24 protein-coding genes are annotated in these 26,954 nt (G+C 69.7%); 16 read left to right on the top strand and 8 right to left on the bottom strand.

Annotated elements, in window-relative coordinates; genetic code table 11:
• Window positions 1-36 precede the first annotated feature (36 nt).
• The 5 genes from AC1RAD_RS30615 (at window position 37) to AC1RAD_RS30595 (ending at window position 8,341) form a co-directional block, all read left to right on the top strand.
• Window positions 37-2,448 carry an ATP-binding cassette domain-containing protein gene (locus tag AC1RAD_RS30615; protein ID WP_492738872.1) on the top strand — a complete coding sequence of 804 codons (2,412 nt, stop codon included), beginning with the start codon at window positions 37-39 and terminating at the stop codon, window positions 2,446-2,448.
• A gap of 85 nt (window positions 2,449-2,533) precedes the next feature.
• Window positions 2,534-4,762, top strand: a complete 2,229-nt coding sequence (gene pbpC, locus AC1RAD_RS30610) for a penicillin-binding protein 1C (protein WP_492738871.1) — start codon at window positions 2,534-2,536, stop codon at window positions 4,760-4,762.
• Window positions 4,759-6,234 (top strand): TPM domain-containing protein, encoded by a 1,476-nt coding sequence (locus AC1RAD_RS30605; RefSeq protein WP_492738870.1) that lies wholly within the window; start codon window positions 4,759-4,761, stop codon window positions 6,232-6,234. Before pbpC ends, AC1RAD_RS30605 begins: the two co-directional genes overlap by 4 nt.
• A gap of 113 nt (window positions 6,235-6,347) precedes the next feature.
• Entirely contained in the window at window positions 6,348-7,028 is a 681-nt protein-coding gene (locus AC1RAD_RS30600) for a FadR/GntR family transcriptional regulator (RefSeq protein WP_095949614.1), read from the top strand.
• Window positions 7,025-8,341: a CynX/NimT family MFS transporter gene (locus tag AC1RAD_RS30595; protein WP_095746504.1), complete on the top strand. Its 1,317-nt coding sequence runs from the start codon at window positions 7,025-7,027 to the stop codon at window positions 8,339-8,341. The genes AC1RAD_RS30600 and AC1RAD_RS30595 overlap by 4 nt, the downstream gene beginning before the upstream one ends.
• Before the next feature lie 13 nt (window positions 8,342-8,354).
• Here the strand turns inward: AC1RAD_RS30595 and AC1RAD_RS30590 are convergent, their stop codons facing one another.
• A complete protein-coding gene (locus tag AC1RAD_RS30590) occupies window positions 8,355-9,161 on the bottom strand; it encodes a hypothetical protein (RefSeq protein WP_492738868.1) in 807 nt (268 codons plus the stop codon).
• Window positions 9,162-9,328: 167 nt separating this feature from the next.
• Between AC1RAD_RS30590 and AC1RAD_RS30585 the strand changes: the two genes are divergently transcribed.
• The 4 genes from AC1RAD_RS30585 (at window position 9,329) to AC1RAD_RS30570 (ending at window position 13,626) form a co-directional block, all read left to right on the top strand.
• Window positions 9,329-11,563, top strand: a complete 2,235-nt coding sequence (locus AC1RAD_RS30585; protein ID WP_095949616.1) for an NADP-dependent isocitrate dehydrogenase — start codon at window positions 9,329-9,331, stop codon at window positions 11,561-11,563.
• Window positions 11,564-11,716: 153 nt separating this feature from the next.
• A complete protein-coding gene (locus tag AC1RAD_RS30580) occupies window positions 11,717-12,079 on the top strand; it encodes a DUF1161 domain-containing protein (protein ID WP_492738867.1) in 363 nt (120 codons plus the stop codon).
• Window positions 12,080-12,097: 18 nt separating this feature from the next.
• Window positions 12,098-12,700, top strand: coding sequence for a Pr6Pr family membrane protein (locus tag AC1RAD_RS30575; RefSeq protein ID WP_492738866.1), 603 nt, complete (start codon window positions 12,098-12,100; stop codon window positions 12,698-12,700).
• Between the two features lie 161 nt (window positions 12,701-12,861).
• Window positions 12,862-13,626 (top strand): SDR family oxidoreductase, encoded by a 765-nt coding sequence (locus AC1RAD_RS30570; RefSeq protein WP_062478031.1) that lies wholly within the window; start codon window positions 12,862-12,864, stop codon window positions 13,624-13,626.
• 14 nt (window positions 13,627-13,640) lie between these two features.
• On the opposite strand, the gene cynS is transcribed toward AC1RAD_RS30570, so the two are convergent.
• Together cynS and AC1RAD_RS30560 are read right to left on the bottom strand one after the other, a co-directional pair.
• On the bottom strand, window positions 13,641-14,084 hold the full coding sequence (gene cynS, locus AC1RAD_RS30565; protein WP_095949618.1) for a cyanase: 444 nt from the start codon (window positions 14,082-14,084) through the stop codon (window positions 13,641-13,643).
• A gap of 73 nt (window positions 14,085-14,157) precedes the next feature.
• A complete protein-coding gene (locus AC1RAD_RS30560; RefSeq protein ID WP_492738864.1) occupies window positions 14,158-14,580 on the bottom strand; it encodes a nuclear transport factor 2 family protein in 423 nt (140 codons plus the stop codon).
• A gap of 87 nt (window positions 14,581-14,667) precedes the next feature.
• Here AC1RAD_RS30560 and AC1RAD_RS30555 point away from each other — a divergent pair, with 87 nt between their 5' ends.
• The 3 genes from AC1RAD_RS30555 (at window position 14,668) to AC1RAD_RS30545 (ending at window position 17,466) form a co-directional block, all read left to right on the top strand.
• On the top strand, window positions 14,668-15,249 hold the full coding sequence (locus AC1RAD_RS30555; RefSeq protein ID WP_390341813.1) for a TetR/AcrR family transcriptional regulator: 582 nt from the start codon (window positions 14,668-14,670) through the stop codon (window positions 15,247-15,249).
• A 30-nt stretch (window positions 15,250-15,279) separates the two neighbouring features.
• The gene (locus AC1RAD_RS30550; RefSeq protein WP_307694871.1) at window positions 15,280-16,173 is read left to right on the top strand and encodes a LysR substrate-binding domain-containing protein; all 894 of its coding nucleotides are present in this window, start codon (window positions 15,280-15,282) and stop codon (window positions 16,171-16,173) included.
• Between the two features lie 135 nt (window positions 16,174-16,308).
• Complete coding sequence (locus AC1RAD_RS30545; protein WP_307694872.1) at window positions 16,309-17,466, top strand: alpha-hydroxy acid oxidase; 1,158 nt, start codon at window positions 16,309-16,311, stop codon at window positions 17,464-17,466.
• Window positions 17,467-17,502: 36 nt separating this feature from the next.
• On the opposite strand, the gene AC1RAD_RS30540 is transcribed toward AC1RAD_RS30545, so the two are convergent.
• Window positions 17,503-17,943 carry a hypothetical protein gene (locus AC1RAD_RS30540; RefSeq protein WP_070062185.1) on the bottom strand — a complete coding sequence of 147 codons (441 nt, stop codon included), beginning with the start codon at window positions 17,941-17,943 and terminating at the stop codon, window positions 17,503-17,505.
• 229 nt (window positions 17,944-18,172) lie between these two features.
• Here AC1RAD_RS30540 and AC1RAD_RS30535 point away from each other — a divergent pair, with 229 nt between their 5' ends.
• Complete coding sequence (locus AC1RAD_RS30535; protein ID WP_492738863.1) at window positions 18,173-18,520, top strand: hypothetical protein; 348 nt, start codon at window positions 18,173-18,175, stop codon at window positions 18,518-18,520.
• 24 nt (window positions 18,521-18,544) lie between these two features.
• On the opposite strand, the gene AC1RAD_RS30530 is transcribed toward AC1RAD_RS30535, so the two are convergent.
• The 3 genes from AC1RAD_RS30530 to AC1RAD_RS30520 are packed head-to-tail and all read right to left on the bottom strand — an operon-like array spanning window position 18,545 to window position 23,676.
• A complete protein-coding gene (locus AC1RAD_RS30530) occupies window positions 18,545-19,519 on the bottom strand; it encodes a tripartite tricarboxylate transporter substrate-binding protein (RefSeq protein ID WP_139702377.1) in 975 nt (324 codons plus the stop codon).
• Between the two features lie 30 nt (window positions 19,520-19,549).
• Window positions 19,550-20,902, bottom strand: a complete 1,353-nt coding sequence (locus tag AC1RAD_RS30525) for an alpha/beta hydrolase family protein (protein ID WP_492738862.1) — start codon at window positions 20,900-20,902, stop codon at window positions 19,550-19,552.
• On the bottom strand, window positions 20,899-23,676 hold the full coding sequence (locus tag AC1RAD_RS30520) for a tannase/feruloyl esterase family alpha/beta hydrolase (RefSeq protein WP_492738860.1): 2,778 nt from the start codon (window positions 23,674-23,676) through the stop codon (window positions 20,899-20,901). Before AC1RAD_RS30520 ends, AC1RAD_RS30525 begins: the two co-directional genes overlap by 4 nt.
• A gap of 119 nt (window positions 23,677-23,795) precedes the next feature.
• Here AC1RAD_RS30520 and AC1RAD_RS30515 point away from each other — a divergent pair, with 119 nt between their 5' ends.
• The gene (locus AC1RAD_RS30515) at window positions 23,796-24,722 is read left to right on the top strand and encodes a LysR family transcriptional regulator (protein WP_492731928.1); all 927 of its coding nucleotides are present in this window, start codon (window positions 23,796-23,798) and stop codon (window positions 24,720-24,722) included.
• The gene (locus AC1RAD_RS30510; RefSeq protein ID WP_492738859.1) at window positions 24,719-25,708 is read left to right on the top strand and encodes a Bug family tripartite tricarboxylate transporter substrate binding protein; all 990 of its coding nucleotides are present in this window, start codon (window positions 24,719-24,721) and stop codon (window positions 25,706-25,708) included. The genes AC1RAD_RS30515 and AC1RAD_RS30510 overlap by 4 nt, the downstream gene beginning before the upstream one ends.
• 3 nt (window positions 25,709-25,711) lie before the next feature.
• Here the strand turns inward: AC1RAD_RS30510 and AC1RAD_RS30505 are convergent, their stop codons facing one another.
• Window positions 25,712-26,272 carry a putative glycolipid-binding domain-containing protein gene (locus tag AC1RAD_RS30505; RefSeq protein WP_492738858.1) on the bottom strand — a complete coding sequence of 187 codons (561 nt, stop codon included), beginning with the start codon at window positions 26,270-26,272 and terminating at the stop codon, window positions 25,712-25,714.
• Window positions 26,273-26,359: 87 nt separating this feature from the next.
• Here AC1RAD_RS30505 and AC1RAD_RS30500 point away from each other — a divergent pair, with 87 nt between their 5' ends.
• Window positions 26,360-26,953, top strand: a complete 594-nt coding sequence (locus AC1RAD_RS30500) for a YiiX family permuted papain-like enzyme (protein ID WP_492738857.1) — start codon at window positions 26,360-26,362, stop codon at window positions 26,951-26,953.
• Window position 26,954 lies beyond the last annotated feature (1 nt).

The following is a 26,954-nucleotide window of genomic DNA, read 5'->3' as shown; positions in this document are numbered from 1 at the left end:
CGTGGCGGCCCCGTGTCCCTTCCAGAGAAAGACCCGATGAGCAGCAAGGCCCCGAAGAAGGAAGCAAAGAGCGCAACGCGCGCGAAGGACGCGAACGGCGGGCACGCCGCCGACCACCACGACCTCATCCGCGTGCAGGGCGCGCGCGTGAACAACCTGAAGGACATCAGCGTCGAGCTGCCCAAGCGCCGGCTCACGGTGTTCACGGGCGTCTCGGGCTCGGGCAAGAGTTCGCTGGTGTTCGGCACCATCGCGGCCGAGTCGCAGCGGCTCATCAACGAAACCTACAGCGCCTTCGTGCAGGGCTTCATGCCGACGCTGGCGCGGCCCGAGGTCGACGTGCTCGACGGCCTGACCACCGCGATCATCGTGGACCAGGAGCGCATGGGCGGCGACCCGCGCTCCACCGTCGGCACCGCGACCGACGCCAACGCGATGCTGCGCATTCTCTTCAGCCGCCTGGGCAAGCCGCACATCGGCTCGCCCAGCGCCTTCGCGTTCAACGTGCCCTCGGTGAAGGCCACCGGCGCCATCACCGTGGAGCGCGGCGCCAGCAAGACGGTGAAGCAGACCTTCAGCCGCACCGGCGGCATGTGCCCGCGCTGCGAGGGCCGGGGCGCGGTCACCGACTTCGATCTGAGCGCCTTCTACGACGACAGCAAGTCGCTCAACGAAGGCGCGCTCACCATCCCGGGCTTCAGCATGGAAGGCTGGTACGGGCGCATCTTCAACGGCTGCGGCTTCTTCGACCCCGACAAGCCGATCCGCAAGTTCACCAAGAAGGAGCTCGACGCCCTGCTCCACAAGGAGCCGACCAAGATCAAGATCGACGGCATCAACCTCACCTACCAGGGCCTCGTTCCGCAGGTGCAGAAGTCGTTCCTGGCCAAGGACGTCGAGGCGATGCAGCCGCACATCCGCGCCTTCGTGGAACGCGCCGTGACCTTCACCACCTGCCCCGAATGCGAAGGCACGCGGCTGAGCGAAGCGGCGCGTTCGTCGCGCATCAAGAAGCTCAATATCGCCGAGGCCTGCGCGATGCAGATCAGCGACCTCGCCGCGTGGGTCGGCGGCCTGAACGAGCCCTCGGTGGCGCCGCTGCTGGCCAAGCTGGCGCACACGCTCGACTCCTTCGTGGAAATCGGCCTCGGCTACCTCAGCCTCGACCGCCCCTCGGGCACGCTCTCGGGCGGCGAAGCGCAGCGCGTGAAGATGATCCGCCACCTGGGCTCCTCGCTCACCGACGTGACCTACGTCTTCGACGAGCCGACCATCGGCCTGCACCCGCACGACATCCAGCGCATGAACGAGCTGCTGCTGCGCCTGCGCGACAAGGGCAACACGGTGCTGGTCGTGGAGCACAAGCCCGAGGCCATCGCCATCGCCGACCACGTCGTCGACCTCGGCCCCGGCGCGGGCGCGGCGGGCGGCACGGTCTGCTTCGAGGGCAGCGTGGCAGCGCTGCGCACCAGCGGCACGCTCACGGGCCGGCACCTGGACGACCGGGCCGCGCTCAAGAAGAAGCTGCGCCAGCCCACCGGCGCGCTGCCGATCCGCGGCGCCAAGGCGCACAACCTGCGCAATGTCGACGTCGACATTCCACTGGGCGTGCTGGTGGTGGTGACCGGCGTGGCGGGCTCGGGCAAGAGCTCGCTGGTGCACGGATCGATCCCGGCCGGCGCGGGCGTGGTGGCGGTCGACCAGGGGGCCATCCGCGGCTCGCGGCGCAGCAACCCGGCCACCTACACCGGCCTGCTCGACCCGATCCGCAACGCCTTCGCCAAGGCCAACGGCGTGAAGCCAGCCCTGTTCAGCGCCAACTCCGAGGGCGCCTGCCCCACCTGCAACGGCGCGGGCGTGATCTACACCGACCTAGCGATGATGGCCGGCGTGGCCACCATTTGCGAAGAGTGCGAGGGCAAGCGCTTCCACGCCTCGGTGCTCGAGCACCGCTTCGGCGGGCGCGACATCAGCGAGGTGCTCGCGATGCCGGTGACCGAGGCCGCGGCCTTCTTCGGCGAGGGCCCGGCGCGCACGCCGGCCGCGCACGCCATCCTGCAACGGCTGGCCGACGTGGGCCTGGGCTACCTGAGCCTGGGCCAGCCGCTCACCACACTGTCGGGCGGCGAGCGCCAGCGGCTCAAGCTGGCCACGCACATGGCCGAGAAGGGCGGCGTGTACGTGCTCGACGAGCCGACCACCGGCCTGCACCTGGCCGACGTGGCGCAGCTGCTGGCCCTGCTCGACCGGCTGGTGGATGCGGGCAAGTCGGTCATCGTCATCGAGCATCACCAGGCGGTGATGGCGCACGCCGACTGGATCATCGACCTGGGCCCCGGCGCCGGCCACGACGGCGGGCGCGTGGTCTTCGAGGGCACGCCGGCCGAGCTGGTCGCCAAGCGCGCCACGCTCACAGGACAGCATCTCGCGGCGTACGTCGGCACCTGACGCGCCCGTGGGCGAGCCCCGCAAGGCATGGCGGAGAATGGGCCGTCTCCGCTTTGCCTGCCGCCCCGCGGCCCCGTCTGCTGCGATGCCTCTTGCGTTCTCGTTTTCTTCCACCGCCCGGCACACCCTGGCCGTGGTCCTGCTGACGGCAGCCGCCGCACCCTCCGCCTGGGCGCTGGCCAGCTTCGAGGAGGTGAAGCGCGACTTCCGTTCCTCCGAGACCGCCGTGCTCGACCGCCAGGGAGAGCTGCTGCAGCGCGTGCGCACCGACCCCACGGTGCGGCGCGGCCAGTGGACCGCGCTGGCCGACGTGTCGCCCGCGCTGCGCGCGGCCATGGTGCTGAGCGAGGACAAGCGCTTCTACGAACACAGCGGCGTCGACTGGCGCGCCGCCTCGGCCGCCGCCTGGGGCAACCTGTGGAACACGCGCACGCGCGGCGCCTCGACCATCACCATGCAGCTGGCGGGCCTGCTCGACGACGACCTGCGCCGCGCGGCGGGCGGGCGCAGCTTCACGCAGAAGATCGGCCAGACCGTAGCCGCCACGCAGCTGGAGCGCCGCTGGCGCAAGGACCAGATCCTCGAGGCCTACCTGAACACGGTGCCTTTCCGCGGCGAGATCGTCGGCATCGACGCGCTCTCGCGCACGCTCTTCAGCAAGGCCCCGAGCGGGCTCGACGCGCGCGAGGCCGCCGTGGCCGCCGCGCTGGTGCGCGCGCCCAACGCCCGCCCCGCGCTGGTGGCGCAGCGCGCCTGCGAGGTGCTGCGCGTGATGGAGCCCGGCGCCAAGACCGACTGCGAGGCGCTCGACATGTTCACCAGCGCCGTGGTGCAGCGGCGCGCGTTCGAGCCCAACGAAGGCATCGCACCGCATGCCGCGCGGCGGGTGCTGCGCGAGTTGCGTGATGCAGGGAACGACAAGGCCACCACGCCCACCAGCGTGCGCACCACGCTGCGCGCGCCGCTGCAGCGCTACGCGCTCGACAGCCTGCAGCGCCACCTGCGCGAACTGCGCGACCGCCACGTCGAAGACGGCGCGCTCGTGGTGCTCGACAACGCGAGCGGCGAGGTGCTGGCCTGGGTCGGCTCCTCGGGCCCGCTGAGCCAGGCCGCCGAGGTCGACGGCGTGACCGCGCTGCGCCAGCCCGGCTCCACGCTCAAGCCGCTGCTGTACGCGCAGGCCCTGGCCGAGAAGCGCATCACGGCGGCCTCTCTGATCGAGGACTCGTCGGCGCAGATCAGCACCGCCAGCGGCCTCTACATTCCGCAGAACTACGACCGCCGCTTCAAGGGCCCGGTGTCGGCGCGCACCGCGCTGGCCGCCTCGCTCAACGTGCCGGCCGTGCGCACGCTGGTGATGGTGTCGCCCGAAGCCTTTGCACGCGAGCTGCGCGCCGCCGGCCTGCCGCTGCGCGAGAGCGGCGACTACTACGGCTACAGCCTGGCGCTGGGCAGCGCCGAGGTGTCGCTGCTGTCGCTGGCCAATGCCTACCGCATGATGGCCAACGGCGGGCGCTTCGGGGCGACGACGCTCACGCCACGCCCTGCCCCGGCCACCAAGGCGAAGCCCGTTGAAGCCGCGCCATTGCTCGATCCACGCGCCGCCTTCATCGTCAGCGACATCCTTTCGGACCCGAACGCGCGCACGCGCACCTTCGGCCTGGACAGCATCCTGTCCACCCGCTTCTGGACCGCCGTGAAGACCGGCACCAGCAAGGACATGCGCGACAACTGGGCCGTGGGCTGGTCGCAGCGCTACACGGTCGGCGTGTGGGTCGGCAACGCCAGCGGCGCCTCGATGTGGGACGTGAGCGGCACCAGCGGCGCCGCGCCCGTGTGGGCCGAGGTGATGCGCTTCCTGCACGCGCGCGAACCCAGCCGCGCGCCCGCACCGCCCGCCGGGCTGGTCGAGGCGCGCGTGAGCTTCGGCCCGGGCGCCGACGGCAGCCCACTCGAAGCGGCGCGCAGCGAATGGTTCCTGCAGGGCACCGAGCAGCCGCTGTTCACGCTCGACACCGGCATGGCGAGCGACGCCGCCTCGGCGCGCATCACGGCGCCAGCCGACGGCACGATCCTGGCGCTCGACCCCGACATTCCGCCGCAGCGCCAGCGCGTGCGCTTCGAATCCGAGGGGCGCGGCGTGCAGTGGCGCATCGACGGCAAGTTCCACGCGCGCGGCAACAGCGCGCAGTGGCTGCCGTGGCCGGGGCGGCACCTGATCGAGCTGGTGGACGCCAGCGGCAAGGTGGTCGACCAGCGCCGGGTGGAGGTGCGTGGCGCGGGCGTGGTGGCGGCCAAGGGCGCGCGCCGATGAACGCGCCGATGCGCGCACTGTTGTCGCTGCCCCGCTGGCTGTCGCTGTGCCTGGGCCTGCTGCTGTTGGTGCTGTGCCTGGCCGGCCCGCGCGCCGCCCAGGCCAAGCCCGTGCCGGTGCCGCCGATGAGTTCGCGCGTGGTCGACCTCGCGCAGGCGCTGCCGCCCGGCGAGGCCGAGGCGCTGCGCGCGCAGATCGCCGACATCCAGAGCCGCACCCAGGCCCAGCTCGCGGTGCTCATCGTGCCGACCACGGGCGAGGACACCATCGAGAGCTACGCCACGCGCGTCTTCGCGAAGTGGCGGCTGGGCCGCAGCGACGCCGACGACGGCATCCTGCTGCTCGTGGCGCAGAAAGACCGCCGCATGCGCATCGAGGTCGGCACCGGGCTCGAAGGCACGGTGACCGACATCCAGGCGGCCCGCATCATCGACCGCGAGATGGCGCCGCGCTTTCGCGAGGGCGACTTCGCCGGCGGCGTGCAGGCGGCCGTGGGCGCGCTCGCGCGGCTGCTCGACGGCGAGGTGGGCGTCGTCGTGCCCGAGTCGCAGCAGATCGTCGTGGACCACGCCGCCGCACCCGCACCCGACGACGAGAAGGTCACCAGCCTGACGAGCGGCGGCCGCGTCACGCCCGAAGGCTGGGGCCTGCTGGGCGTGGTGCTGTGGGGCCTGGGCCTGGGCATCTACCACGGCCGCGGCATCGAGCGCGACCCGCCGCGCGGCACCTCGGCCTCGCGGCGTGCCGAGGAGAAAAAACGCAAGGGCCAGCGCAAGGGCAGCGCGCGCCCCGAGCCCTGGGCCGACGCCCTGGCGGCGATCGAGCCCGCACCGGCGCGTGCGCGCCCTGCCCCGCGCGACCTGCGCCTGGTGCTCGGCCTGCTCGGGGCCGGCCCGCTGGCGGCCGGCGCGGCGCTGCTGAACCCGGCCATCGCGCTGGTGCTGGCGATGCCGGCGATCTTCGGCTACGGCCTGGGCTTTCTCTGCGGCATGTCGCGCACGGCCGCCATCTTCATGGGCGGCTTCGTGCTCGCGATCGCGTCGCTGGTCGCCGTCGCGTGGACGGTCGGCGCCGACCGCTTCTGGTGGGGCTTTTTGTGGGCGCTGTGCATCGGCGGCGTGACGCTGTTCGCGGTGATCATCGTGCGCTGCATGGTCAACACCTTCCAGCGCAGCGTGGTCAGCTTCCTCGTCCGGCTGACCATCGTGGCGGGCATCTGCGGCTACGTGTTCCACATCACCTCGCCCGGCCCGGTGCCGGACACCTCGTGGATTCCGATCGCGCTGGCGGCGTTCTTCTCGATGCTGATCGGCTTCCTGCCGCCGGGTGTCATGGAATCGGGCGACGACGACGGGGACAGCGGCTGGAGCAGCAGCAGTTCGTCGTCCTCCTCCTCTTCTTCCTCGTCGTCTTCGTCCTCCTCGGACAGCGGCGGTTCGAGCAGCGGCGGCGGCGCCTCGGGCAGCTGGTAAAGCGGGCGGCCAGGCACCCCCGCCGCGCCGCCTCATGCCCCTCCCGCCGACCGCGTCTTTTTGACAATGGTTAAATTCATCCAATCATTGAATGAATAAGCCACCCTGATCCCATGCTCGTCCAACCGCCCCGCACCTCCCTGGCCGACGCCGCCGCGAACAGCATCCGCACTGAAATTGCGGCGGGCCGCTGGCCCATCGGCTCGCGCATTCCGATCGAGCCCCAGCTGGCGCAGCTGCTGGGCGTGAGCCGCGGCACGGTGCGCGAGGCGGTGAAGACGCTGGTGTCGCGCGGCCTGCTCGAGGTGCGGCAGGGTTCGGGCACGTACGTGCGCTCGGGCTTCGACCCCTCGGCCAGCCTGCAGAAGCTGCGCCTGGCCAGCCTGCGCGACCAGTTCGAGGTGCGCCGCGCGCTCGAGGTCGAGGCCGCCCGGCTCGCCGCCGTGCGCCACACCGCGAAAGACCTGCGCCGGCTGAACGCCCTGCTCGACAAGCGCGGCCAGCCCGACCTGGCCGACGGCGGCGCGGCCTTCATCGAGCGCGACCTGGCCTTTCACCTGGCCATCGTCGATGTGTCGGGCAACCTGGCGCTGGTGGAGACCTGCCGCTTCATCACCGGCTACATCAAGGAAACCATCGCCAGCACGCTGAGCGCCAGCCTGCCCGAGCCCGACGAGGCGGCGCACCGCGCCATCGTCGAAGGCATTGCCAGCCGCGACCCCGAGCGCGCCGCCGCCGCCGTGCGCGAGCTGATGGCGCCGACGCTCAACGCGCTCGCACTGGGCACCGCATGAACTCCATGACCTTGCCCACGGGTGTTGCTGCGCGCACCCAGGCGGCGCCATCGGGCGCCGAAGAACTGCTGATCGACGCCGAAGTCGACAGCCTGCCCGCGCCGCGCCCCACGCCGACGCCCAGCCGGGGCCGCCGGCTGCTGCTGGGCCTGACGGTGGTGCTCATCGCCTTCAACCTGCGGCCGGTGTTCGCCAGCCTGTCGGTGGTGCTGCCGGAAATCATCCGTGCCACCGGCCTGTCGGCCACCGCCGCCAGCCTGCTGACCACGCTGCCCATCGTCTGCCTGGGCGTGTTCGCGCCCATGGCGCCCTGGCTCGGGCGCCGCTTCGGCACCGAGCGCACGCTGCTGGGCTGCATGGTGTTGATCGGCGTGGGCACGGTGCTGCGCGGCACCGGCAACATCCCGCTGCTGTTCCTGGCCTCGGCCATCGCGGGCAGCGGCATCGCGGTGTCGAACGTGCTGCTCTCGGGCCTGGTGAAGCGCGACTTCGCCAAGCAGGCCGCGCTGATGATGGGCCTGTACACCATGGCCGTGTGCGGCGGCGCCGCCAGCGCCGCGGGCCTGACGGTGCCGCTGGAGCACGCGCTGGGCGGCGGCTGGACGCTGGCGCTCGCCATGTGGGCCGTGCCGGCCGCGCTGGTCACGTTCATCTGGGCGCCGCAGGCGCTGCCGCTCAAGCCGGTGGCGAGCGAATCGGGCTTCACCGTGCGCGGCCTGTGGCGCGACCGGCTGGCCTGGCAGGTGACCTTCTTCATGGGGCTGCAGTCGGCCCTGGCGTACATCGTGATGGGCTGGCTGGCGCCGATCCTGCGCGAGCGCGGGCTCAGCGGCGAAATGGCCGGCTACGTGGTGTCGCTGTCGGTCATGACGCAGGTCGTGACCTGCCTCGTGGTGCCGGCGCTGGCCGTGAAGCTGCGCAACCAGCGCGCGCTGGCGGTGGTGCTGTCGGCGATGACGGTGGCGGCCATGCTGGCCATGCTGTTCGCGCCGCTGGACGCCCCCGGCGGCATGTGGACCTGGGCCGTGGTGCTGGGCATCTCGCAGGGCGGCACCTTCGCGCTCGCGCTCACGATGATCGTGCTGCGCTCGCCCGATTCGCACATTGCCGCGCACCTGTCGGGCATGGCGCAGGGCGTGGGCTACATGGTGGCGGCCTTCGGCCCGCTGCTGGCCGGGCTGCTGCACGGCTGGACCGGCAGCTTCCGCGCCTCGGCGTGGCTGTTCGTCGGCCTGGGCGTGGTGCTGGTCATGGCGGGGCTGGGCGCGGGGCGCACGCTGCACGTGGGCGCGGTAACGGTGCCGCGGCACTGATCCGCCGTTTTGCTTACTGCAGCCCGCCGTCGCAGGCGGTCGGTTTCCGGGCGCTGTCGTCCGTAAAGTCCACGCTGGTGCGCTTGTTGCCGGCCGGCCCCGTGTGCGCCGGCCACTCGCTCTGCAGCCAGGTGTAGCGCCACACATAGGGACCGCCGGCCTTCGCCGGCGCGTCGTAGGCGATGCGCAGGCTGCCGCGGCTTTCGTCGTGGCAGTGCTTCGAGGTCTTGTATTCCTTCTCGCTGAAGCAGGCGCGGATCGACCGCGAGCACCAGTACGGGATGCCCTCGCGCGCGGCCTTGGCGCGCTGCCCGGGCGGCGTGTCCAGCGGCACGAAGTCGGCCGTCACATAGGACGCGCCGCCGCCCGAATAGCTTTCCGATTCGTGCTGGGTCACGGCCACGGCCCAGCGGCCTTCGGCCAGCGGGTAGAGCACCGGCGCGAGGGCCAGGTGCAGCTCGGGGTCGGTGCTGGGGCGGTCGCGCTGCTGCGAGGCCACGTAGGTCGAGAAATCGTGCAGCTGCGCGAGCTGCCAGCCGCCGGTGCCGGCGTCGCGCTTCAGGCGCGCCATGGCCAGGGGCTTTTCCGAGGTGAGCAGGTAGTCGTCGGGTGCGCCGCCGTCGCGCGGGCGGTGCAGCTTCAGCGCCTGCGCATCACAGGGCTGGGGCAGCAAGGCGCACAGGTGGGCGCGCCACATGGCGTCGACGGCCTCGGGCGTCTTGACGGCCACGAAGACCTGCGCGGCAGGCGCGGCGAGCACGGGGCCGGCCGGCAGCGACGCGAGAAGACCGACGATCCCGGCAAGAGGCAGCTTTTTCATGGGGCGCAATGGTAGCCATCGCGGGAAGCCCTGGCAGAGGGGTCATCGGGGTTTCTCCGGCCGCGCCCCGGCCCGACCGGGCGACAATGGGGGGCTCCGGCGAAAGTCCATTTCGCCCAATGAAATTTCAGCCCTCTCGACAACCCAGAACCTACGGAAGCAAGCGCATGAGCACGAAGCAACCCACCATCGTCTACACCCTCACCGACGAGGCGCCCCTGCTGGCGACCTACGCCTTCCTGCCCATCGTGCGCGCCTTCACGGCTCCGGCCGGCATCAACGTGACGACGAGCGACATCTCGGTGGCCGCCCGCATCCTGGGCGAGTTCCCCGAGTTCCTGAGCGACGACCAGAAGGTGCCCGACAACCTGGCCGAACTGGGCAAGCTCACGCTCAAGCCTGAAGCCAACATCATCAAGCTGCCCAACATCAGCGCGTCGGTGTCGCAGCTCAAGTCGGCCATCAAGGAACTGCAGGGCAAGGGCTACAAGATCCCCGACTACCCGGAGAACCCGACCTCGGACGAGGACAAGGACATCCGCACGCGCTACAACAAGTGCACCGGCAGCGCCGTGAACCCCGTGCTGCGCGAAGGCAACTCCGACCGCCGCGCGCCCCGCGCCGTGAAGGAATACGCCCGCAAGAACCCGCACAGCATGGCCGAGTGGAGCCAGGCCTCGCGCTCGCACGTCTCGCACATGCACGGCGGCGACTTCTATCACGGCGAAAAGTCCATGACGCTGGACCGCGCCCGCAACGTCAAGATGGAACTGCTCACCAAGAGCGGCAAGACCATCGTGCTCAAGCCCAAGGTCGCGCTGCTCGACCGCGAGATCATCGACTCCATGTTCATGAGCAAGAAGGCGCTGCTGGCCTTCTATGAAAAGGAAATCGAGGACGCGCACAAGACCGGCGTGATGTTCTCGCTGCACGTGAAGGCCACCATGATGAAGGTCTCGCACCCCATCGTGTTCGGCCACTGCGTGAAGATCTTCTACAAGGAAGCCTTCGAGAAACACGGCAAGCTGTTCGACGAGCTGGGCATCAATGTCAACAACGGCATGGTCGACCTGTACAACAAGATCGCCACGCTGCCCCAGAGCACGCAGGACGAGATCAAGCGCGACCTGCACGCCTGCCACGAAGGCCGCCCCGAGCTGGCCATGGTCGACTCGGCCAAGGGCATCACCAACTTCCACTCGCCCAACGACGTGATCGTGGACGCCTCGATGCCCGCCATGATCCGCAACGGCGGCAAGATGTGGGGCGCCGACGGCCGCCTGAAGGACGTGAAGGCCGTGATGCCCGAATCGACCTTCGCCCGCATCTACCAGGAGATCATCAACTTCTGCAAGTGGCACGGCGCCTTCGACCCCAAGACCATGGGCACCGTGCCCAACGTCGGCCTCATGGCCCAGAAGGCCGAAGAGTACGGCTCGCACGACAAGACCTTCGAGATCCCCGAAGACGGCGTGGCCAACATCACCGACCTGGACACCGGCGAAGTGCTGATGAGCGAAGACGTGGAGAAGGGCGACATCTGGCGCATGTGCCAGGTCAAGGACGCCGCGATCCGCGACTGGGTGAAGCTGGCCGTGAACCGCGCGCGCAACTCCGGCATGCCGGTGGTGTTCTGGCTCGACGCCTACCGCCCGCACGAGGCGCAGCTGATCACCAAGGTCAAGATGTACCTGCACGAGCACGACACCACGGGCCTGGACATCCAGATCATGAGCCAGGTGCGCGCCATGCGCTACACGCTGGAGCGCGTCGTGCGCGGCCTGGACACCATCAGCGCCACCGGCAACATCCTGCGCGACTACCTCACCGACCTGTTCCCCATCATGGAACTGGGCACCTCGGCCAAGATGCTGTCGATCGTGCCGCTCATGGCCGGCGGTGGCATGTACGAGACCGGCGCGGGCGGCTCGGCCCCCAAGCACGTGCAGCAGCTGGTGGAAGAAAACCACCTGCGCTGGGACTCGCTCGGTGAATTCCTCGCGCTGGCCGTGAGCCTGGAAGACCTGGGCCTGAAGACCGGCAACGCGCAGGCCAAGATCCTGGCCAAGACGCTCGACGCCGCCACAGGCCAGCTGCTGGACAACAACAAGAACCCGTCGCCCAAGACCGGCCAGCTCGACAACCGCGGCAGCCAGTTCTACCTGGCCATGTACTGGGCCCAGGAACTCGCCGCGCAGACCGAGGACAAGGAGCTGCAGGCCAAGTTCAAGAAGCTGGCCGAAGCGCTCACCGCCAACGAGAAGAAGATCGTCGACGAACTCGCGGCCGTGCAGGGCAAGGCCGTGGACATCGGCGGCTACTACCTGGCCGACCCGAAGAAGTACGAAGCCGTGATGCGCCCGAGCGCCACGCTGAACGCGGTGCTGGCACCGGCGGTCTGATTCCGCTGCGTTGCGCCTCCCGGGCCTGACCAGGCCCGGAAGTGCCCACACCAACGGCCTGTCGCTCGCGCGGCGGGCCGTTGGTCTTTGTGCACGACTAGACTCCGATTTCTCCCGCCCCCACTGCACGCAAGAAAGAAAGGCAGGCCCCTCATGAAACGCCATTGGCTTGCTGTTGCCGCCGCCGCCTGGCCCCTGCTCATGGCCGCCGGCAGCGCCCATGCCCAGAGCCCCACTCAGAGCAACTGCGAAACGCTGCGCGCCCAGATCGAAGCGAAGATCGCCGCCTCGGGCGTGACCAACTTCAGCGTCGTCACCGTCGATGCCGCCGCCACGGCGAGCGGCCAGGTGGTGGGCAGCTGCGAGCTGGGCACGAAGAAGATCGTCTACCAGCGCGAAGGCGGCGCGGCCTCGCCGGCCCCGAGCGCCACCTCGGCGCCCGCATCGCGCGGCGAGCCCATCCTCACCGAATGCAAGGACGGCTCGGTGTCCATGGGCGGCAACTGCAGGCCCTGAGGACCGACACGGCATCCCATGACCTGGTCCGCGCTGCGCCTCTTCTTCGGCCTGCTGACCCTGGTGGCGATCGGCTGGCAGCTGGCGATCCATGTGCGCATGGGCTTCGACGTCGTCAACTTCTTCAGCTTCTTCACCATCCTCTCGAACCTGCTCGCGGCCATCGTGCTGGTGCTGGGCGCGCGCCGCCTGTGGCAGCCAACGTCCACGGGGCCCGACGAAAGGCTGCGCGCCCTGTCGGCCGTGAACATGGTGGTGGTCGGCATCGTCTTCTCGCTGCTGCTGCGCGACGTCGACCTCGGCGCGCTGCGGCCGTGGATCAACACGCTGCTGCACCACGTGATGCCGTGCGTCGTGCTGCTCGACTGGTTGCTGCAACCGCCGCGCACGCGCCTCGGCGGCCGGCAACTGCTGTGGACGCTGGTCTTCCCGATGGCCTACCTGGTCTACACGCTGGTGCGCGGCAGCCGCACGGGCTGGTACCCCTACCCTTTCCTCAACCCTGCCCACGTCGGCGGCTATGGCGGCGTGGCCGTCTATGCAGCAGGCATCGCGCTGACCTTCGGGCTGGCGGGATGGGGGCTGCTGGCGTTGGGGAACCGGCTGGGCCGGCGCGCCTGACGCGGCCCCGCGCACGACCCGCCTGTTTCTGCATTTCGCAGGATCAGGCAAAAACCTCGTTCGATCCGGATACCGCCTCCGGCCCCTTCGCCCCGAGACTCCTCTGCATGCCCGGCGCACCCTTCGCGCCGTGGCGCATCGACCCGCATGAGGAGTTTTGTATGAGTGCAATCCAGGACACAGTGGTTCTCGTCACCGGCGCCAGCAGCGGCATCGGCGAGGCGACGGCGCGGCGGCTCGCGCGGCGCGGCGCCCATGTGGTGCTCGGCGCGCGCCGCACCGAACGGCTCGCGGCGCTCGCTGCCGAGATCAACGCCACCGGCGGCTCGGCGAGCTTCCGGCGACTCGATGTGACACACCGGCCCGACATGGAGGCCTTTGCCGAGTTCGCCCTCGACACGCACGACCGCATCGACGTGCTGGTGAACGCCGCCGGCGTGATGCCGCTGTCGCCGCTGTGGCAGCGCAAGATCGAGGAGTGGGAGCTGATGATCGACGTCAACCTGCGCGGCATGCTGCTGGGCGTGGCGGCCGTGCTGCCCACGATGCAGGAGCAGGGCTGGGGCCACATCGTCAACGTCGCGCCGGTGGCCATGGGCGGCGCCACGCCCGACTCGGCCGTGTACCACGGCACGCAGTACGCGGTGCAGGCGATCTCCGAAGGGCTGCGGCGGGAACACGCGGGGCGCGTGCACGTCTCGCTGGTGAGCCCCGACGTGGCCGAGGCCGCCGACCCGCTGGCCGAGCGCATCGCCGACAGCTACGCCTTCGAGCGCATGCGCACGCGGCGGCGGCTGACGACGCCGGTCGACGGCGTGGCGCGTGCCATTGCGGGTGCGATCGAGGGCGCACGCTACGGCATGGCCGGCCCCGGCTGGCGCCCGGCCCCGACGCCGCGGCCGAAGCCCGCGGCGCCGGTGTACTGACTGAACGCCGAACGTCAGTAGCTCTTGTACGGCAGGAACTTGCCCGACAGCACCACGTTGACGCGGTCGCCCTTCGGGTCGGGCTGGCGCTGGATGTCCATGCTGAAGTCGATGGCGCTCATGATGCCGTCGCCGAACTCCTCGTGGATCAGTTCCTTGATGGTCGTGCCGTACACGCTCACCACCTCGTACCAGCGGTAGATCAGCGGGTCGGTGGGCACGGGCGTGGGCAGCGAGCCCTTGTAGGGCACGACCTGGAGCCACTTCTGCTCCTCGGGCGTGAGGCCGAAGATCTTGCCGATGACCTTGGCCTGCTTGTCATCGAGCGTCATCTGGCCGAGGCAGGCGGCGGTGGTCCACTCCTTCGACAGGCCGACCTTTTTGGCCACGTCGGCCCACTGGATGCCCTTGGACACCTTCACGGTGATGATCTTCTCGGTGACGTCGTTGCGGTTCATGCGGCTTGGCTCCTGGGTATGAAGGGATGCGACAGGGCAAGCAACAGGCATGCCCGTTGCCGCACCCTGCGCCTCAGCGCTCCCAGCGGAACTTGCGCTCCGATTCCGCGATGGGCTGGTCGTTGATGCTCGCGTAGCGCCTTTGCATCAACCCGTTCTGCGCAAACTCCCAGTTCTCGTTGCCGTGACTGCGAAACCACTGGCCCGCGGCGTCGTGCCATTCGTATTCGAAGCGCACCGCGATGCGGTTGTCCATGAAGGCCCACAGCTGCTTCTTCAGGCGGTAGTCGTGCTCGCGCTCCCACTTGCGCGACAGGAACTCCACCACCTGCGCGCGGCCGTTGACGAAGTCGGCGCGGTTGCGCCATTCGGTGTCGGGCGTGTAGGCCAGGCTCACGCGCGCGGGGTCGCGCGAGTTCCAGGCGTCTTCGGCGGCCTGGACTTTCTGGAGGGCGGATTCGAGGGTGAAGGGCGGCAGCGGCGGGCGGGATTCCATGGCGGTCTTTCAGTCAAGAAATGAAGTGATGAAGGCCCGCAATGTGCCATGAGTAGACAGACCTGTCTACATGCCTACAATCGCCGCATGGACATCTCTGCACTGCCCGCGCGCGAGCGCATCCTGCTCACGGCGCACGAGCTCTTCTATGCCGACGGCATCCGCGCCACCGGCATCGACCGCGTGATCGCCGCGTCGGGCGTCACCAAGGTCACCTTCTACCGGCACTTCCCCTCGAAGGACGACCTGGTGCGCGCCTTTCTCGACCATCGGCATGGCGTGTGGATGGCCTGGTTCGTCGATGCGCTGGGCCGGCGCGACGCGCAGCAGCACATCGCGCAGGGGCAGGCGCTGCCGGTGCTGGCCGACGTGATGGCCGAGTGGTTCGCCGACCCGCTGTTTCGGGGCTGTGCCTTCATCAACTCGGTGGTGGAAGTGGGGGCCAGCGTGGCCGGTGCCGCCGACATCGCGCGCGAGCACAAGCGCGAGATGGTCGAGGTGATCGCCGGCCTGTTGCCCGACGGCCCGCAGCGCATGGCCATTGCACAGGCGGCCGCCCTGGGCGTCGACGGCGCCATCGTCAAGGCGCAGATGGGCGATGCGGCGCTGGCGCGCGAGGCGGTCGACGACCTGCGGCGGCTGCTCGATGCGCTGGTCGCCCTTCGATAACATCGCATCGCTCACTCCTTCCCAAAACACATGGCATCGACGCGACTCCCCTCGACCCAGGGCCTGCAGGCCTTCGAGGCCGTCGCGCGGCTGCGCAGCGTGAACGTGGCGGCCGAAGAGCTCAGCGTGACGCCCAGCGCGGTCAGCCACCGCATCCGCCAGCTCGAGACGCAGCTTGAGCTCAAGCTCTTCACGGGCAACGACTTCGGCCTGAGCGCCGACGGCGTGGCCTACCTGGCGCGCGTGCGCGAGGCCATCGCGGCGCTGCAGCAGGTGCCGGGGCGCGAGCCCGCGTCGCAGGTGCGGCGGCTGCGCGTGGCGGTCACGCCCACCTTCTCGCGCCAGATGCTGCTGCCCCGGCTGGCCGAGTTCCGCGACGCCTACCCGACCATCGAGCTGATGCTGCAGGTGACCATGCCGGTGCGCAACTTCACGGCCGAAGACGCCGACATCGAGCTGCGCTTCGGCACCGGCCCGTTCCACGACCGCGAGTTCTGCCAGCTGCTGGCCGACGACGTCTCGCCGGTGTGCAGCCCGGCCTACCTGGAACGCCACGGCCCCTTCGAGCAGCACTTCTCGACCGATGCCGAGGTGGCGCGCGTGCAGATGCTGCGCACGCCGCTGGAGTCGTGGCGCATCTGGTTCAAGGCCTGCGGCATCGGCCTGCCCGAGCCGGCCGTGGGCCACCAGTTCAACGACCTGGGCCTGGCGCTCGATGCCGCCGCCGAAGACTTCGGCGTGGTGCTCATGCACCTGCGGCTGGGCCGCGCCTGGCTGGACAACGGCCGGCTGGTTCGCCTGTCGCCGCACAGCGCGCCCTCGCCCAACGCCTACTTCCTGTGCTGGCGCCCCGGCACCATGGAGCGCTGGGAATGCGCCACCTTCGTCGAATGGCTGCGCCAGGCGCTGCGCGAGCCGGGCTGAATAATTTTCAGCCGGGGTCTGGGCTTTTTTCAGGTCGCCGGCGCGTTTCCCCTGCAGACTCGACCCCCGGCGCTGCCGTGGCCTGCGTAGCCGGCCCGCCTTGACCTCAATAACACCAGCCAGGAGACCTCCCCCGTGCCCGACCTTTCCAAGATCACCTGCATCGAAGACCTGCGGGCGATCGCCCAGCGGCGCGTGCCGAAGATGTTCTACGACTACGCCGACTCCGGCGCCTGGACCGAGGGCACCTACCGCGCCAACGAGAGCGATTTTCAAAAGATCAAGCTGCGCCAGCGCGTGGCCGTGAACATGGAAGGCCGCTCCACCCGCACCACCATGATCGGCCAGGAGGTCGCCATGCCCGTGGCCATCGCGCCCACGGGCCTGACCGGCATGCAGCACGCCGACGGCGAAATCCTGGGCGCGCGCGCGGCCAAGGCCTTCGGCATTCCGTTCACGCTCTCGACCATGAGCATCTGCTCACTGGAAGACATCGCCGAGAACACCGACCGCCACCCCTTCTGGTTCCAGCTCTACGTGATGAAGGACCGCGACTTCATCGAGCGCCTGATCGACCGCGCCAAGGCCGCCAACGTGTCGGCGCTGCAGCTCACGCTCGACCTGCAGATCCTCGGCCAGCGCCACAAGGACATCAAGAACGGTCTGTCCACGCCACCCAAGCCCACGATCAAGAACCTCATCAACCTGGCGACCAAGCCGCGCTGGTGCATGGGCATGCTGGGCACCAAGCGCCGCACCTTCGGCAACATCGCGGGCCATGCCAAGGGCGTGAAAGACCTGTCGTCGCTGTCGTCGTGGACCGCCGAGCAGTTCGACCCGGCCCTGAGCTGGGCCGACGTCGAATGGATCAAGAAGCGCTGGGGCGGCAAGCTGATCCTCAAGGGCATCATGGACACGGAAGACGCACGCCTGGCCGTGGCCAGCGGCGCCGACGCGCTCATCGTCTCCAACCACGGCGGGCGCCAGCTCGACGGCGCCCCCTCCTCCATCGCCGCCCTGCCGGCCATTGCCGACGCCGTGGGCAGCCAGATCGAGGTGTGGATGGACGGCGGCGTGCGCAGCGGGCAGGACGTGCTCAAGGCCCGCGCACTTGGCGCGCGCGGCACGCTGATCGGTCGCAGCTTTTTGTACGGCCTGGGCGCCTACGGCCAGGAAGGCGTGACGCGCGCGCTGCAGATCATCCACAAGGAACTGGACATCACGATGGCCTTCTGCGGTCGCACGCAGATCGACGATGTGAAGTCGGACATCCTGTTGCCGGGGACGTTCTGACGCGGTCTGGCAGGGCCACGCCCGACGGTTACCCGCTCACTTCGTGAACCGTCGGAACGGCGCGCTCAACAGGCAGCCCAGCCAGAGCGTCGCCAGCCCGTCCGATGCCTCGTCGTGCCAGCCGCTCTTGTCGTTCCAGAGCAGCATCCTGTCATCGATGCTCACGCTCCACCTGGCATCCGGCAGCACTTCGCGGCGAATCCGGTTGAGGCAGGCCACCCAGTGGCTGGCCCCCTTGTGCATGGCGAACGCCTTGTTGTCGGGGAGTTTCGTGGCGCCTTCCAGTACCTTTCCCCCGGTGAGTCCGGACGCCTCGTAGAGCGTGAAGGTCTCCCAGTTGAGGCCCTTACCTGAATGCGCATGGCGGTCGGCTTCGTCGACTTTGTCAAAGGCAGCCACGATCGCGTCCAGGCGCTGCGCTTCCTCGCGGGTCAGGGGACTGTCTCGTCTTGCGTCGTAGTAGATGCTGAAGCTCATGGAGCCGATTTCTGATGAACAGGATCGACGAGGGTAATGGCTCTGAGCTGCGCCCTGGTGCATTCGATGCGGTGGGGCTAACTCGTTCACGATCGGTTTGCGATTGCCACGGCAAGCAAACTACTTGCGTCACGGTCATTGCTGATTCCAGCGCGCTCTGCTGCATGTGCATGAGACAGCTCTCCCTAAGATTTTGAGGAGGCCACAACGGTCCGACAGGGAGAGAGAAATGACAGTACAGAACTCACGCAGCACCGCGCGACGCGATGCGATGAATGCCGGCCTGCGGCTGGTGCTGAGCGCGCTGATGTGGGCCGTATCGATCCCGGTCCTCAACGTCCTGCTCACTGGCCTGGCGCGACGCCAGGCCCTGACATTGACGGGGACCGGTGTAGCCCTCGTCGCCTGCGCCCTGCTCTTGTGGGCAGGGTTGATCTACTGGTGGCAGGTTCCAGCCACTCCCAGCATCGCAAGGCGAGCGACGTACTTCATTGCCTACGTCGCCGTCATGGCACTGCTGGGGCTGATCGGCGTGTGGGCCGCCTTCTGGGCCACCGTTGCCATCCACGGGCTCTGAGCGCGATGCGCGCGGCCGACAACCTCAGTCCGCGTACACCCCCGCCGCCTTGATGATCGGGCTCCACTTCGCAATCTCCGCCGCCACGAACTTCTTGTGCCCCTCGGGCTCGATGCGGCCGTCGGTGGCGACCACGGCGCCGAGTGCTTCCTCGCGCTTGATGAAGTCGGCGTCCTTCAGTGCAGCCTTCAGCGCGTCGCTGATCTTCTTGAGCACCGGCGCGGGCGTGCCCTTGGGCGCGTACAAGCCGTGCCAGATCGTCACCTGGAAGTTCTTCAGACCGGCCTCGTCGAGCGTGGGCAGGTCTTTCAAGAGCGGCGTGGTCAGGCGCTTGGGCGTGGTCACGGCATAGGCCTTGACCTTCTTCGCTTCGATCTGCGGCGAGGTGTTGGTGCTCTGGTCACACAGCAGGTCGATCTGGCCGCCGATGAGGTCGGTGATGGCGGGTGCCGTGCCCTTGTAGGGCACGGGCGTCATCTCGGTCTTCGTGGCGCTCTGGTAGAGCAAACCGCACAGGTGCGAGGCCGAGCCGATGCCCGCGTTGCCCAGGTTGATCTTGCCCTTGTTGGCGGCGATCCAGGCGGTCAGTTCCTTGTAGTTGGTGGCCGGAAGGCTGGGTTTGGCGATGAGCGTCATGGGCACGTCGTTGACGATGCCCAGGTACTCGAAGTCGGTCTCGACCTTGAACGGCACGTTGCGCACCAGCGTCGGCACGGTCGCCATCGCGATGTGGTTGAGCAGCAGCGTGTAGCCGTCGGGGTTGGCGCGCGCGACCTTGGCCGCGCCGATGGAACTGCCCGCGCCGGGCACGTTGTCGATGATGACGCTGGCGCCGCCCAGCGGCTTGCGCAGCGCCTCGGCGAGGTCCCGCGCCACGCGGTCGGTCGGGCCGCCGGCCGCGAAGGGCACGACGATGGTCACGGGCTTGCCCGCGGGGAAGTCTTGCGCGTGGGCGCACACGGCAAGGGCCACCGCCGCGAGGGCGAACAGTTTTTTCATGGAAGTCTCCGTCAAGGTCAAAAAGAAAAATCAGGGCGCGCGTGAAGGCACGCGGCTTTCGAGCGTCGGGGGTTGCCACTCGGGCTGGATGTGGCAGCCGTTCTTGCCGTCGGTGTCGTAGCGCGGCATGAGCGCCACGCAGCGCTGCGCCAGGCTCTGGGGCGTGGGCTTCTCGCCCTTGTCGATCCAGTCGAGCAATGCGCCGAAGAGCGCGGGGTATTCCGAATCGCTGAGGTAGCTGTGCTCGCGCTCGGCGCTGAAGCTCTGCACCAAGTTGCCGCCGGTGCCGGCCGCGTCGCGGATGCGGCGGTAGGCGTTCTCGAGTTCGACGAAGGCCGTGGGGTCGTCGATGGCATGCAGGCCCACGGTGGGCAGCGAGGTGCGGCCGGTGGGCTGGCTGTCGGCCGCGAGCGCGCCCTGGGCCTGCGGGTCGGCCGCGTAGCGCAGCACGCCGGCGTTGAGCGCCGCATCGTCGGCCGAGCCGCTGTAGACCACGCCGATGTTGCCGAAGGGGTTGCGGCCCTGCAGGCGCTGCTGCACGAGGTCCTGGAACAGCCACGTCGCCCAGTTGAGGTGGCCGACGAGCGAGCGTTCGGGGATCTTCACGACCGACAGGATGGTCTTCAGCCGCGCCGCCTGCTCGGGCGTGCGCTGCGCGGCGGGTGTGCCGACGCCGGTGCAGTCCTTGACGCGCGCCGCGAGGTCCGCGCGCGTGAGCTTCGCGTCTATCGGCAGACCCATCCACAGCGGGTACTGGGGCTCGTCGGACTTGGGATGGTTGCGGCAGACGTACTGGTACACCACGCGCAGGTCGAGCCGGAAGTCGTACGCACTGTTGCCGCCGCCGAGCACGCCGCTGGTGAGCAGCAGGCCGTCGTAGGGCGACTTCGCATCGCCCACGGGCGCATACAGCTCTGCCGCCTTCGCCGCCACGCCCGCGCCGTAGCTCTGCCCGTGCAGCAGCGTGCGCTGGGGCTGGCCGAAGTGGCGCACGACGATCTGGCGCAGCCGCTCGGTGTCTTGCGCCGCCATGGTCACGCCGTAGCCGCCGCGCCGGTAGGTGGAGCCCGCCCAGGCATAGCCGGCCTTCACGGTGATGGCCCAGCGCTTGAGGTCTTCCTCGCTGCGCGCGAGCTTGGGCGCGCCGGTCTCGGGGCCGCCGTGCGCGTGCATCACGAGCACGCCGCGCTGCCAGTCTTTGGGCATGGCGATCCAGTAGAACGACCCTGCACCGTCTTCACCGGTGTAGCAGCGCGCGCTCTCCGGCACGGGCGACGGGCAGGCCGTGGGCTTCGGCGCGGTGGCGGGTGCCGCGTGCGCGGGCAGCAGTGGCGCGGCACCCAGCCAAGCGAAGGCGGCAAGTTGCGAGAGGTATTTTTTCAATGGCGTACTCCGAGGTCCAGCGTCGCGTTCGCTCCGTCGGTGGAGACGAAGGCCACGACACCGCTGTTGAAGATGAGATGGCCCGGCCGGCCGGCACCGGCCTGCGCCACGCCGAGCACCGGCGTGTCGTAGCCCAGCGTGGTGGCCGCGCCGCCGAGGTTGAAGGCAGTGCCGACCACGGTGGCTTCGCGGCTCTCGCCCTTCACGCTGGCCATGGCATAGCTGCCGTCGGCCGCGCCGGGCATCAGCGTCTGCTGCACCGCCAGCAGGCGCAGGCCCGGCTGGATGACGGTGGCCACGCCGCTGCTGGTGTCGCCCGCCGGCACGGCGGTGGCCACGCGCCGCAGGTACAACGGTGTCGATACGCCGTTGACCAGCCCGATCACCACCGAGCCGGTGAGCGTGCCGCCCTCGGTCTCGGCGGTGCCGCTCGACGAGGTCGAGGTCGTGTACATGTCGAAGGCACCGCGCGCCGTGCTGTAACTCAGGTAGCCCTTCTCCGTGTTCTTGCAGGTCTGGTCGTAGGTCATGAAGCTGTTCGACGCCAGGCTGCGGCAGAACTGGAAGGTGCCCGCGTTGCGCAGCCGCCCCGCCGACGAGAACGCCGCCGTGGTGCCCGCGCCGAGCTGCTCCACGCCGGCCGCATTGAAGATCAGCGACACCGAGCGGAAGTCCGTCGACGGCGACACATTCTGGAAGGTGTTCTGGAATGCCACCAGCGGCGAGAAGCCGGTGCCGCTCGGCGGATTCACGCCGCCCAGCAGCACGCCGCCGGCGCCGAAGCTGAACACCGCCCCGCTCTCGCCGCTCGTGTAGCTGCAGCTGCCCTGCGACACGAGCGAGCCGCTGCGCTGCGTGCCGACCCGCGCGGGTTCGTGGCTGGCATCGATGGTCACGGTGTAGGCCATGGTGGCCGGATCGATCTGCACCTGCAGTTCCTCGCCGAAGCTGTTGCCGCCTTTGTAGCGCGTCGCGCTCGCGGGCAGGTTCGGGCAGGCGAGCGGGTCGCCGACCTCGGTCACGCAGCTGAAGTTGACGGCCGCATCGAGGCTGCCGCTGCCGCGGTACCTGGGCCACGACGGAAACTGGCACAGCGGGCGCGTGCGGCCGTAGCTGCCGGCCACGGCGTCCACGGCTACGGGCGTGGCGGGCGCGAGGCCGCTCTCGACCCAACCTTCGAGCGCCGCGAGCGAGTCCCAGTTGGGAATGAAGCTGCCGGTGCCGTGGCCCATGCCGGGCACGGTGTAGAAGCGCACGTTCTGCGTGACCGCAGCCTGGCCCAGCGTGGCGACGAGCTGCCGGTAGTAGTCGATGGTCGAGTTGGGGCTGATCACCTCGTCGGCCAGGCCGTGCAGCATGATCAGCTTGCCGCCGCGCGCGAAGAAGGGCGCGAGGTTCGGATCGGTCGCGTCGGTGAGCTTCGACACCTCGGCCACGCGCGCCGCATACGTGCCGGGGTTCTGCGGATCGAAGCTCAGCGTGTTGAAACCGGCATCGCGCGTGACGAAGAACTTCACCCACTGGTCGCCCGTGACGTACATGTTGGCGTCGGCCGAGGTGGCGGGGTTGCCCGGCGCCTTGCGCGTGCCGAGGTCGCGCGTGGTGTACGGGCCGGCCACCAGCGCACCTTCGAGCAGGTTATAGCCGCCCGCGCGCTTCACGCCGTTGGCGAGCGAGTACGTCGTGAACTCCAGCGGCGATTCGATGGCGTGCACCGTGTCGATCTGAGCGTCCGACAGGCAGGTGTCCGCCGTGTCCGCGCCGTTGGGGCAGCGCAGCGACGCGAGGATCTGCGTGTTGAGCTGGCGGCAGCTCTCCACGTTGCTCACGATGTTGTCGATCGCGCCGTCGAGCTTGTCGCAGGCCTGCATCGCGGCCTTCTGCACCAGCAGCGTCTCCGTCAGGTTGAGCCAGCCCTTGCCGCCGTCGTTGTACAGCGCGCGGCCCACCGCCACGTTCGACAGGCGCGTGCCGGTGTAGTTGAGCGCCGGCTCGTTGGCGATCACGCCGTCGTAGTCCTGCGGCCAGCGCTGGATGTAGCTCAGCGCGTCGCGCCCGCCGGTCGAGGTGCCGAGGAAGTAGGCGTGTTTGGGCTTCACGGCATAGCGCGCGAACACCAGCGCTTGCGCCACGTCGCGCGTCTTCTTGAGCGACTGGCCGCCGTAGTTGGCCAGCTGCTCGTCGTTGGCCGCGAACTTGCCGTCGGTGATGCTGCTCGACTGGTGGCCCGAATCGTCGCCATAGGTGGCGTAGCCCAGCGCCAGCGGCGCGGGCTTGCCGGCGGGGCCGAAGCGGATGACCTCGGTGCCGTCGATGAGCACGCCGTCGAAGCCGCCGCCGCCGAAGTGGATGGTCTTCTGGTTCCACTGCTCGGGCAGGTTGACCGCGAAGTGGATGAGCTGCGAGGCCGGGTCCACCGGCGCGATGGTGCCGCGCACGCGGCAGTAATCGCCCAGGGTGCTGCCCGCGTCGCCCGCGGCCACGGGCGTGGCGCTGGTGACGGTGGCGCCCTGCGTGGGCAGGCTGATGAGCGCGGCGGGCAGGCTCTTGCCGGCGAGGTCGGCGCAGGCCACGACGGGCAGCACGGGCGGGGGGGCCGTGCCGGGCGGCTCCTCGGCCGGCGGGGTGTTGCCGCTAGCGGGCGGCACGGTCGGCAGGAAGAAGCCGGGGCTTCCTCCTCCCCCGCTGCCGCCACCACAGGCGGCCAGGACCAACGACGCGCCGATCAGCGCAACGACGACACGAAACTTCGAGGCAGGGCGCGATGTGCGCATGGATTTGTCTCCGGCATGCCGCCTCGGCGGGCGGCTTGTTTGAAGGGGCGGCCGGACGATAGATTCCGTGTGACCTAGGGTCAAATAAAATAACAAGGCCTATTCAATACAAAAAACATATGGACATACGCGCCCTGAGGTACTTCGTGGCCGTGGCCGGCACCGGCCACATGACGCGCGCCGCCGAGCAGCTGGGCATCCAGCAGCCGCCGCTGAGCCTGCAGATCAAGGCGCTGGAGCGCGAGCTGGGCGTGCTGCTGTTCAAGCGCCATCCGCGCGGCGTGGCGCTCACCGATGCCGGCCGGCTGTTCCAGGCCGAGGCGCTGCGCATGCTGCAGGACATGGAGGCCATGAAGCAGCGCATGGCGCGCGTGGCCCAGGGCCAGACCGGCACGCTCGCGGTCGGCTTCACCAGCTCGGCCGCCGCGCACCGCTTCATGCCCGAGGCGCTGCGTGCCTTTCGCCGCGCACACCCCGGCGTGGAGCTGCAGCTGCGCGAGGACAACGCCGCCGAGCTCACCGAGGCGCTGGCCGCGGGCCGGTTGCACTGCGGCCTGCTGCGCGTGCCCGTGGCGCGGCCCGAGGGCCTGGTGTTCGAGACGCTGCTGCGCGAGCCCGTGTGGGTCGCGATGCCGAGCGACCACCGCTTCGCGCCTGCCGCAAATGGCAAGAAGCCCGCGAAGCCGCTGCCGCTGTCGAAACTCTGCGAAGAAGGCATCATCCTCGTGCGCCGCCCGGGCGCGCCCGGCCTTTATGCCGAGCTGCTCGCGCTGTGCCACGCGCAGGGCCTGCGCCCGCGCGTGGTGGCCGAAGTCGATCGCATGATGACCAACCTGAACCTCGTGGCCGCGGGCGTCGGCCTGTCGGTGGTGCCGACCTCGATGACCGGCGTGCACGCGCACGCCATCGCCTACACGCGGCTGGCCGACGGCGGCCAGCTCGACGCGCCGCTCACGCTGGTGTCGCGCGCCGACGAAGACAACCTGCCGGCGCGGCACTTCGCGGCGCTGCTGCGCGGGCTGGCCGAGGGGAAGCCTGCCGCATGACCGTGCCGCTGTTGCGCCGCCATTTCCTGCAACGCATCGGCTTCGCGGCTGCGTGCGCGTTGCCGCATCTGTCGCACGCGGCTTCGACCTGGCCTAGCCGGCCCGTGCGCCTGATCGTCGTCTACCCGCCGGGCGGCGTGAGCGACGGCATGGCGCGCGCGCTGGCCGAGCCGCTGGCGCAGTCGCTGGGCGTGCCGGTGCTCATCGAACACCGCGCCGGCGCGGGCGGCAGCCTGGGCATGGATGCGCTCGCACGCGCCACGCCCGACGGCCACACGCTGGCCTTTTCGGCCATCAGCCCGCTCACCCTGCACCCGCTGCTCGCGCGCGCACCCTACGACCCGCTGCGCGCCTTCGCGCCCGTGGCCAGCGTGATGCGCACGCCGGTGCTGGTCGTGGGCACGCCGGCCTTCGCGGGTCGCGGCTTTGCAGAACTGATCGCGCTGGCGCGCCGCCAGCCCGGCGCGGTGCGCTGGGCCACCTCGGGCGTGGCGACCATCGGCCACATGGTGCTCGCGCAGGTGCGCCTGCAAAGCCGCACCGACATCACCCACATCCCCTACCAGGGCGGCGGCCCGCAGCTCAACGATGCGCTCGGCGGGCAGTTCGAGGTGCTGTCGACCAACGTCGCGGCGCAGCAGCTGCAGTACATCGAGAGCGGCCGGCTGCAGGCGCTGGCGGTCGGCGCGCCCGCACGCATCGAAGCCTTGCCTGCGGTGCCCACGCTCGCGGAGCTGGGCTACGAGAAGGCGAACCGCGATTCGCTCTTCGGCATCTTCGCGCCCGCGCGCACGCCGGCGGCGGTGGTGCAGCGCCTCAACGCCGAGATCAACCGGCTGCTGCAAGGCGACCCGCTGCGCGCGCGCCTGCGCGAGGCCTACAACCTGCCGGCCGGCGGGAGCATCGAGGACTTCGCGCAGGAGATTGCGGCAGACCGGCGGCGCAACCGCGCGCTGGTGGCGGGGGCGCGGGCGCAGTTCGACTGACGGTCAGCCTTGCGCGGCCCACAGCCGCGGATAGTCGCTCACGAACCCATCCGCCGTGACGCCCAGCACCTCCGCGTAATCGAAGCGCTTGGCCTCGTACGCGTACGTGCTGTCGCTGCGCCGCTCGTAGCGCTGCATCAGCTCGCTGAGCCCGCCGTCTTCGATGTCGACCCAGGCCGCCGGCGCGTCGGCGCTTTCGCCGGGGGCGAGGTTCAGGCGGCGCAGCTGCAGCAGGTTGGTGGCGGGGGTGAAGCCCAGGTCGAGGTCGACGCAGTGCGACATGTCGGACACGGCTTCGTCGTTGAGCTTCCAGTGGCCGCGCGCGTCGCGCGTGATCGACAGGTCGATGGCCGACTCGCCGAGCCAGCCGCGCACGGTGCCCCATTGCGTGTGCCAGAGCAGGTCGCAGCGCACGCGGTAGTGCAACTGGGCGATGCGTCCGCCCTCGGTGCGGAACACCGCGGCGCCGTCGAGCTGCCAGGCCGAGGCATTGCGTTCGAGGCGGCAGGCATCGTGGCCCGGTGCATCGAGCCTGCGCCAGAGGATGGAGGCGACGGTTTGCATATGGCGCGGATCATGGCACCGGCATGCCGCGGGGCGCAAGCGGCATCCCGCAAAATGCCCTGCATGTCGAAAGCCCTTTCCGCGTCGTTGTCTGCCCTTTTCACCCTCCTGACAGCCAGCGCAGGCCATGCGGCCACCGCACTGAAAGACGGCGACATCATCTTCCACACCTCGCGCTCGGCGCAAAGCCTGGCCGTGCAGCGCGCCACCGGCTCGCGCTACAGCCACATGGGCATCGTGCTGCTGCGAGAGGGCAAACCCTACGTGTTCGAGGCGGTCTCGACGGTGCGCTACACGCCGCTGGCGCAATGGACGGCGCGCGGCAACGGCGGGCGTTACGTGGTGAAGCGGCTGCGCGACGCCGACACGCGGCTCACGCCCGGCGCCGTGGCGCGCCTGCATGCGCGCACCTCGGACTTCGCGGGCCGCCCGTACGACCTGACTTTCGAATGGTCGGATTCGCGCATCTACTGCTCGGAACTGGTATGGAAGCTCTACGACCGCGCGCTGGGCGTGCGCATCGGCGAGCTGCAGAAGATCCGCAGCTTCAACCTTGCCGACCCGGCCGTGCGCGCCAAGATGCGCGAGCGCTACGGCAACGCCGTGCCGATGGACGAGCCGGTGATCTCGCCCGTGGCGATGTTCGACTCGCCGCTGCTGGTGACGGTCGAGTCGCGCTGAG

It is taken from the genome of Variovorax sp. GW823-FHT04B03, from assembly GCF_058796495.1.
Note: the sequence above shows the minus strand (reverse complement) of the source record. Positions and strands in the feature narration are given on the sequence as shown.